The organism is Rhodopirellula bahusiensis (genome assembly GCF_002727185.1).
Classification (GTDB): domain Bacteria; phylum Planctomycetota; class Planctomycetia; order Pirellulales; family Pirellulaceae; genus Rhodopirellula; species Rhodopirellula bahusiensis.
This window is the reverse complement of the sequence record NZ_NIZW01000005.1, coordinates 1-7,557: the sequence shown is the minus strand read 5'-3', so window position 1 is coordinate 7,557 and position 7,557 is coordinate 1. Positions and strand designations below refer to the sequence as shown.

Genomic DNA, 7,557 nt, shown 5'->3' with positions numbered 1-7,557 from the left:
CGCCAAACCAATCAAGTACCGGCACGATGTAAACAAAGAAATCGAAACCACATGACAAAAACCACTTGTCAAACCTAGGACTTCATAGTCGGTACGGATCACCGGGCGGCGGCGGAAGATTAAGCCATTGCGAAAACGCTAACCACCGCCGCTCCGGTGCATCCGATGGTTATCCGCCAGCTTGGGGTCAACTAGTAACGCGTCGACCGCACGAAACGCATGTCGTCGCTTGGGGTGTGCGCAACAATCGACCGCAGAAACAACAGGGTGGCCCATGTGCCGTAACGAGATGATGCCAAACCGAATTTGGTGAGTCAAGTAAAACGCCGGTGAACATATGGTAGCACGCGATCACGTGCCACAGTGCCCGGGCCATGGCTGGTTCATCGCCGTTTGGCCGGACAGGCGTAGGTAACCCACGCGAACCAGCCTTTGCATCCAGTATCGTCATTGCTCGCGAGGGGTCGGTGTACGATTTTACGGCGTGGGCTCTTGAGAGCACGTCAATCTCGTCTTCCTCAAGCATTGGCATATCCGCGTCACATCGCCAGCAGTAGTGAACCTTCATGTGATCTCAGTCGGATAACGGTACACATCACCGAGTCGGGACGGTTGATGTTCCATTTGAAAAAGCCCGCAAGCCCGACTTCGGTGCATGTGATGGTTATCCGCCATCTTGGGTCGAGGTGGGGGACGTGTTTGGAAAGGATGCCCGAACGTTCGGATCAGCCAAAAGGCGGAGTGACCAGACACCAAAAGGGATGCCAACGATCATGAACGGTGTGATAAATGGAATGCAAGCAAGAGAAGAGCCGAGTCGAGCCATGAAGTGTGATTCAAGAAACCCAAGCTTGGCGGCACCGATCGCAATAAGCATGAGACACGCAAATTGAAGGCAGCCGATGGATAGTCCAACGTAGTCATGCGATACGGAGCCACCGCGAGATACGACGACAACGGCCGAGACGAGGTAGATTGCGACGAAAACGGATTGGATCGACGCCATGACGATAAGGGCAGTCGCAGGGCGTGACACGCGAGCCTTGATTGCATCTCGGTCGTTCGCTGGCGTTGCCGCGCTGGAAGCAGGTGGTGTGTATGGATTGGTCATGCAGGTGCGAGCGCCCATCGGTCAGTCGGATAACGGTAGTGATCACCGGGTCGGGAGAGAAAATTTTGCCATTGCCAAGTCGCCCGCAAGCCCGACTCCGCGTGCATCACATGGTTATCTAAATCACGAGGCGTCTGTCTCGGGGTGGCGTGAGAGGAACAGTGGTTTGGGATTCGTTAAACTGAGAGAGCGCGGATCGGGTCGCGGAGACCGTTTGCGGATTGGTGCGTGTGACACTTCAGCGTCACATAGCCCGCTGGTTATCTTGGTCCTGCTCGACTCTTGACGTTGGCACTGATGGCGCGCTGGTCTGTTTTCGCAGGCCAGCACGACCTCGCTGGAGAACCTAACGACCGGTATGTCGAGTACGCCCGATCCGCGCTTTCTAATTTCCAAGCTCACACTCGGAGATTCAATTATGCCACGCAAAAAGGATCGGTACAAGCAAAACGGTGCCGTCAACAAGCGGGCCACCAACAAGCTGCCTCTTGGAGAGCAAGGCAAGACCCTGCCGCCGCGATCGGGGCTGCCAGTTGACAACGCGCCCTCGCCAATCAAGGACATGGAAAAGGTGAACCTCCATGCCGCGGGAATCGACATCGCCTCGGGAGTTCACTACGTCGCGGTGCCAGAAGGACGAGATGATACGGGACACGTGAAATCGTTCGGGGCGTTCACCGCCGACTTGGAAGCCATTGCCGATTGGCTAACCGCTTGCAAGATCGAAACCGTCGCGATGGAGTCCACCGGCGTTTACTGGATCCCGCTGTTTGAACTGCTTGAGCAACGCGGCTTTCACGTCATCTTGGTCGAGCCCAGCCAAGTCAAGAAGTTTCGCCGCAAGACCGACGTCTTGGACTGTCAATGGATCCAAACGCTTCACACGTTTGGCTTGCTGACCGGGTCGTTCCGTCCTGAAGACCGGATCGTCGTGCTTCGCAGCTATATGCGTCAACGCGAAACGCTGACGAAGGATTGTGCACGCTACGTCCAGCGGATGCAAAAGGCGATGGAGCAAATGAACTTGAAGTTGACCGGTGTGATCAGCGATATCTGCGGCGTGACAGGCATGCTGATCATCGGGGCGATCCTTGACGGCGAGCGTGATCCGCACAAGTTGGCCGCACTTCGAAACGAGAAGTGCAAGAACGATGAGGCGACGATTGCATTGGCTTTGCAGGGTAACTATCGGCAAGAGCACCTGTTCTCACTTCGCCAGAGCGTCGATATGTACCGAGTCTTTCACCAGAAGATGGTCGAAGTTGATCGCGAAATTGAAAGCTATCTCTCGCAGTTCGAAGACAAGTCTGACGGCCAACCGCTGCCCAAGTTGCCTCGCAGCAAGCAACGCAGCAAACGCGTCAATGAGCCCAAGTTCGACACCCGCAAACTGCTCTATGAAATGCTGGGCGTGGACCTAACGGAAATCGACGGCGTCAAAGGTCATTCGGCTTTGGAGATTGTCTCGGAGATCGGCACCAACGTCGACGCCTTCCCAACCGAGAAGCACTTCGTGAGCTGGCTGAGCCTGTGTCCGGAAGTCTTCAAGAGTGGCGGAAAGGCACCGAAGAAGGGCAGAAGCCCGACCCATCGCAGTGGCAACCGAGTCGCTCAATCGCTTCGAGTCTGCGCCCAAACGTTACTGCGATCGAAGTGTGCGTTGGGGGCGTTCGGTCGTCGGATCAAGAGTCGTGACGGTGCAGCCAGTGCGGTAACAGCGATCGCTCGCAAACTTGCGATCATCATTTACAACATGATCAAAACGGGCCGAGCCTACAAAGACATCGGAGCCGAGGCATATGACGCACGCTACCAAGATCGCTTGATTCGAAACCTACAGCGTCGTGCCGAAGCACTGGGTTGTGAGCTGATTCCGAGCGAAGCACTTTAGCGCCCACCGCCGACATCAAGAATGAATCAATCGACTCGCCAGCAAGCGAGCCTGCTACCGGTACATCTGGGTGTCACCCAAAGCGTCCAAAAACACATCATCGCACAACAACCAAAGCACGTTGACAATCCCTTCGACCAGCCATCGTCACTATCAACGATGGCAACACTCACTGGATACCTGTTGTTCCTGGAGATCCACCGATTGCAGGCCTAGCGGGAACGGATTTGGGCGCATCATACGACCATCCCTTCTTCATCCAGACGTTCGACTCATCGCCGAAATAGACGCCACCAAACGCCGATTCAGGACCATAGAAGGTGATGTGAGGGCCTCCGTCGCCGGCCGCTACCTTAGACAGCTTGAAGGCGTTCGTTCCGCGTTTCACTTTCATCCGTTGTGAATCAAGTTCAGTCGAGATTTCCGCTGGATCGTTGGGCTTCGGGTTTCGCGTCGTGTAGAAGCATAGCCTCGCTTCATCCGTTGAGTTCAGCGTGTAGGTTCCGGTAACCGTAATTGTTGCACCTGCCTCGAATCCGTCGCCGGATGAGGTAACCGACTCAATGGTCACATTGTCACCGTTGAAGAACTGGGCCTCTCCGATACGAAAGGCAACGGGGTTGTCAGCCATCGCAGCATTGGTCGTAAGGATCGACAGTGTGGAAAGCATCGCAAAGGTTCTGATGTTCATTTCGGCTCTCGGGGGAAGGAAGACAATCGGATTTCAGTCGGATAACGGTAGCCGTAACCGGGGACGGCGAGTTGATTTTCCATTTGTAAACGCCTGATGCCGTCCTCCGGTTCACGGCATGGTTACCCGCGGTATTCCGGCCAACGAGAAAGGTCAGGCCCCAAATCCAAGATTGTGGTCAACGGTCGATCGTCACCACAATTGAGCCTGCAATTGTATGCCATGGCGGTGCCATTTGAAATGTTGAGCGACCAAGAGAAGGCGCGTTCAAGATCACCGGATGCGGCATAGGTCCGAATTATGGTTGCCATGTCGGGAATCGAGTCGCAGACATTCGCATCCGTGACGTCGTGTATTGAAACAGTACGCGGTGAAAACGGTTTGCTTGGATCAACAAGCATGAACGCGTAGCAACCGCGTAGTGAGTCCTCCGATCCAATTAGTGCGATCCCATCGGTAGCACCGTGCAACGTGACACCGCCGTCCATGCCGGCGTCGCCATCGACTTCGAGAAAGTAGTCGGGTGCAAACGTCATGCGTGCCAAAAATCGCTCAACATCATTGATGGTTGGAGCAAGGACGTGTTCATCAGTGTCTCGAATTGACATTGAGAACATAGTCAACACAGATTGGCGTGCACTTCAGTCGGGTAACGATTGGAATCACCGGGCCGGACCGATGGAGTCTCGACTAGCTGAAACCGCCTCACCCGGCTCCGGTGCATTCCTTGGTTATTTGCTTGTCAGTTCATCGAGATGCGAGGTGGCCATGGCAAGTCGTCGTCCGCTTCATTGTCGCGCACGAGCTCGAATGCAACGAGGTGATCCCAGTCGAATCGATAGATGTGGCTCGTGGCCGTGGTGTTCAATGAGAGAATGAGCAAGTCCGGGTTGTTGTAGTTGACCTCGAGCGTCTCGGTGTCGCCAACGATCCGGAGGCCACCTGTGAATATGGATGCCACGGTGTACCCTTCGCGCGGAACATACATGTCCTCGCCCGCCTCGTGGTAAACGGGGTGCGGCGTTAAGAAGAACTGGATGTGCTTTTTCCAGGATTCGGCGTCCATTCCGTTTGCAGCGTTTGGAGTAGGGGTATATCAAGTGCAAATAACGTCCGGCGTCACCGGGCGGGGAGAGTAAAGTTGTCCATTTCAAATCCGGTCGCAAGCCCCGCTCCGTGTGCACGCCATGGTTATCCGTCAGCCTGGGATGCCGTGCGTATGACACCGGAGCGAGCCAATCCAGCCGATATTGCACCAATCGCAAAACCGCCGACGGCGGCACCTCCACCATACATCAGTACAATCAGGACGACAGCCGTCGGCACGTCGATGTATGAATTCTCGCTTGAGGGCCACCCGGACACAAGCGTGTAGTACGCGGCATGAGCGATCATCGTTGCGACGACGAAAGTCATCATCCACGCGAAGGCTGCAAGAGTGCAAGCCCCTATTAATTTGGCCCCACACGGCGTCCCATTACGAACCCAACGCACAGCTAGGAACAGCGACATCGTAAATGTTGCACAAGAAAGAGCGGCGACCGGATGGCGATTGAAAATTCCCATGTGCAATGCTGAGGCAGTCAAAAACGCGATAAGTGTGGCGAGGTCAAATCGCATCAGCGGTCTTCATTCGGATAACGTTACGCATCAACGGGGACGGGCGAAAGACTTGCAAGCAGACGAGAAAACGAACCACCCGTCCTCCGTTGCATGCGATGGTTATTCGCCAGTTTCGTTTCGGTCATGAGTAAGTATAGGCGTGTTCGGTGCAACGACCGCATGCGCGCCGCGACTCCGGCGATCGTGTTTGGCAACGTCTATCGACGGAATGCCTAAGCCAGCACCGATCCCAGCGGCAATGGTCACAATGATCAGTCGACGTAAATCTAGAACGGGAAGCCCCGCCAATGCAAGCGTGATGGGCCGATGGTCTGAAAAAAGCAACCACACCAGCAGGACTACGCCGGATGCTGCGACAAGGTGCATCGCCGGCAGTGCGGTCAATGCCAGGGTGTACGCGGTCGAAAAAACCAGCAGCGTGACAGCAGTGAAGCGAAGCGTTGAGTTCGATTTGGTGTCCACGGCTTGCAACGAGTAAACAGCGATTGGATTTCAGTCGAATAACGACCGCGATAACCGAGTCGCGGCGATTGATTTTCCATTGTCAAAAACGACGGCTCCGCGACTTCGGTTGATTGCATGGTTATGCGTCGATCTGTGCCGGTGACCAATCCCAAAGTTTTCCAATTTCGTCTGCGAATCGCCACCAACACCGTTTCATTTCGAAGTGTCCCCAATCAGTCGCCGATTGCCAAGATTCAACCCAGGCAGACAGCATGAAAACCCGTTCGACAGGACGCCAGTATATCAGATTTCGGTTCCCGAACGCGCTTCCGACTCGGCCACCGCGATAGTCAAAAAATCCAGATTGAACGCCCGCATCAAAGAAAGCCTGACATATCGGTCGTGAATGTCCAAAAACAGTTACTCGATGCCGCTCAGATTCAGGACGCGATGAACCGTAGCTCTCGGTTACGTAGCGAGTCCAATCGGGTCTCCGTTCTGATTCCCAAATCACACCACCGTGTTCAGTCACACGAATAGTTCGATCTGGTTTTCCATGGCGATTCTTGGATGGTTCACCAGTGATGACTCCATCAGATTCAAGCCGATCCAATGTGGTGATGAGTGTTTCGTCATCGAGCCCGTGTTCCGGGTAGTTGAATTGATACGGAAAGATGTCGTTGTAATACATCGATCGAATCCCGCCCAGCATTGCGACCTTGTCAAGGATCAGCAGTTCAGAGTCAGTGAGGTCAGTCGATCCAGTGCGTTCAATTCGTTCTGGCATTTCATAACGGTTTAGCGCGTAGACGCATAACGATTGAGTTCACCTGCTTAGCAACGAAAAAATTTTACGCTTGCTAGCAGGCGTGATGCTAAGCGGGTGCAACGACTTGGTTGTACTGTGCCGCCGGGGCCCGTGCTACGTCGAGCCGCTGTCGTCTTAGTGTTTTATCGGTGACGCGGTCGCTCAGCAAGGCAATCGCCACGCTTTGGAGTGGACTCAAGCCGAGCTGAAAATGCACCTTCGGTATCGTCGGTGGAAGAATCGGTCGTGTCGAAGAACGCATCATGCGATCTGTCCAAGGGTTCGTGTGACAAACGCGGAACTCGGTGGAGAACGCCCCGGATGGAATGAATGGTGGCTGACCAGCAGCGTCCCACATTCAGGACAGCGACAAGCTTGGTCCATTCCAGCGGCGTCACAGACTTCCTGCCATGTCTTCGGTTCCTCGGAACCTGGATCGTAGCAGCCGCCGAGTGTCTGATGCGCTTGCACAAGCCCTGAGTGCTGGTTCCCACTGTAGAGCCCAAAGCCGCGCACGCATTGGTAGCGACGCGGCGGAACATGTTCCAGCCAACGCAGCAAGAAAGTGTAGGTTGGCAGGCGAGTCACGGCTTGTCGCTTTCCGTCGCCCCCTTCGAGTTCACTGAGGCGGTATCGAAACACAACTTGCCCATCACGTTCCTCGAGCAACCGTGAGTTCCCGATCGGACCGCCACGCAGGTAGCGGGCAAGATAGGTCACGACACTGGCGCCACCTGCATAGGCATCAAAGACTTTGACGTTCCAAGGGTCACTCAATTTGTAAAGCAACGCATAGAACTGGTTGCGTGTCCAACCCGGTGGCAATTGGATCTTGCCAGCGACCACCATCTCTCGCAGCAACGCCTTGAACTTGCCACGGAACTTGGTCATCACAACCTTGCGGGGCAACAGGCACTTCTTCTTGGCAGCGACCCACGTTCCGTCTTCAGTCAGTCCGCCGGCAGAAACCAAGACATGCAGATGCACGT

The 7,557-nt window shown here is 54.9% G+C and carries 8 protein-coding genes; 1 reads left to right on the top strand and 7 read right to left on the bottom strand.

Annotated features, from left to right (window positions below):
- Positions 1 to 1,529 precede the first annotated feature (1,529 nt).
- Positions 1,530 to 3,002 (top strand): IS110 family transposase, encoded by a 1,473-nt coding sequence (locus CEE69_RS07880; protein WP_199169825.1) that lies wholly within the window; start codon positions 1,530 to 1,532, stop codon positions 3,000 to 3,002.
- 169 nt (positions 3,003 to 3,171) lie between these two features.
- Here the strand turns inward: CEE69_RS07880 and CEE69_RS07875 are convergent, their stop codons facing one another.
- The 7 genes from CEE69_RS07875 to CEE69_RS07840 all read right to left on the bottom strand — a co-directional run.
- Complete coding sequence (locus tag CEE69_RS07875) at positions 3,172 to 3,693, bottom strand: hypothetical protein (RefSeq protein ID WP_233215029.1); 522 nt, start codon at positions 3,691 to 3,693, stop codon at positions 3,172 to 3,174.
- A 122-nt stretch (positions 3,694 to 3,815) separates the two neighbouring features.
- A complete protein-coding gene (locus CEE69_RS07870) occupies positions 3,816 to 4,301 on the bottom strand; it encodes a hypothetical protein (protein ID WP_099260188.1) in 486 nt (161 codons plus the stop codon).
- 134 nt (positions 4,302 to 4,435) lie between these two features.
- Positions 4,436 to 4,759 (bottom strand): hypothetical protein, encoded by a 324-nt coding sequence (locus CEE69_RS07865; RefSeq protein ID WP_099260187.1) that lies wholly within the window; start codon positions 4,757 to 4,759, stop codon positions 4,436 to 4,438.
- 125 nt (positions 4,760 to 4,884) lie between these two features.
- Positions 4,885 to 5,112: a hypothetical protein gene (locus CEE69_RS31950; protein ID WP_143549183.1), complete on the bottom strand. Its 228-nt coding sequence runs from the start codon at positions 5,110 to 5,112 to the stop codon at positions 4,885 to 4,887.
- A 303-nt stretch (positions 5,113 to 5,415) separates the two neighbouring features.
- Entirely contained in the window at positions 5,416 to 5,778 is a 363-nt protein-coding gene (locus CEE69_RS07855; RefSeq protein WP_143549182.1) for a hypothetical protein, read from the bottom strand.
- Between the two features lie 121 nt (positions 5,779 to 5,899).
- The gene (locus CEE69_RS07850) at positions 5,900 to 6,547 is read right to left on the bottom strand and encodes a hypothetical protein (protein WP_007336059.1); all 648 of its coding nucleotides are present in this window, start codon (positions 6,545 to 6,547) and stop codon (positions 5,900 to 5,902) included.
- Positions 6,548 to 6,829: 282 nt separating this feature from the next.
- Positions 6,830 to 7,557, bottom strand: a 728-nt coding sequence (locus CEE69_RS07840; RefSeq protein ID WP_199169824.1) for an IS91 family transposase, incomplete at its 5' end; no start/stop codon positions are given.

What these genes read in the sequence shown, in the direction of transcription:
- CEE69_RS07870 (WP_099260188.1), bottom strand. Translation starts at nt 4,301, where the DNA reads ATGTCAATTCGAGACACTGATGAACACGTCCTTGCTCCAACCATCAAT.
- CEE69_RS07865 (WP_099260187.1), bottom strand. Translation starts at nt 4,759, where the DNA reads ATGGACGCCGAATCCTGGAAAAAGCACATCCAGTTCTTCTTAACGCCG.
- CEE69_RS07880 (WP_199169825.1), top strand. Translation starts at nt 1,530, where the DNA reads ATGCCACGCAAAAAGGATCGGTACAAGCAAAACGGTGCCGTCAACAAG.
- CEE69_RS07850 (WP_007336059.1), bottom strand. Translation starts at nt 6,547, where the DNA reads ATGCCAGAACGAATTGAACGCACTGGATCGACTGACCTCACTGACTCT.
- CEE69_RS31950 (WP_143549183.1), bottom strand. Translation starts at nt 5,112, where the DNA reads ATGATGACTTTCGTCGTCGCAACGATGATCGCTCATGCCGCGTACTAC.
- CEE69_RS07875 (WP_233215029.1), bottom strand. Translation starts at nt 3,693, where the DNA reads ATGAACATCAGAACCTTTGCGATGCTTTCCACACTGTCGATCCTTACG.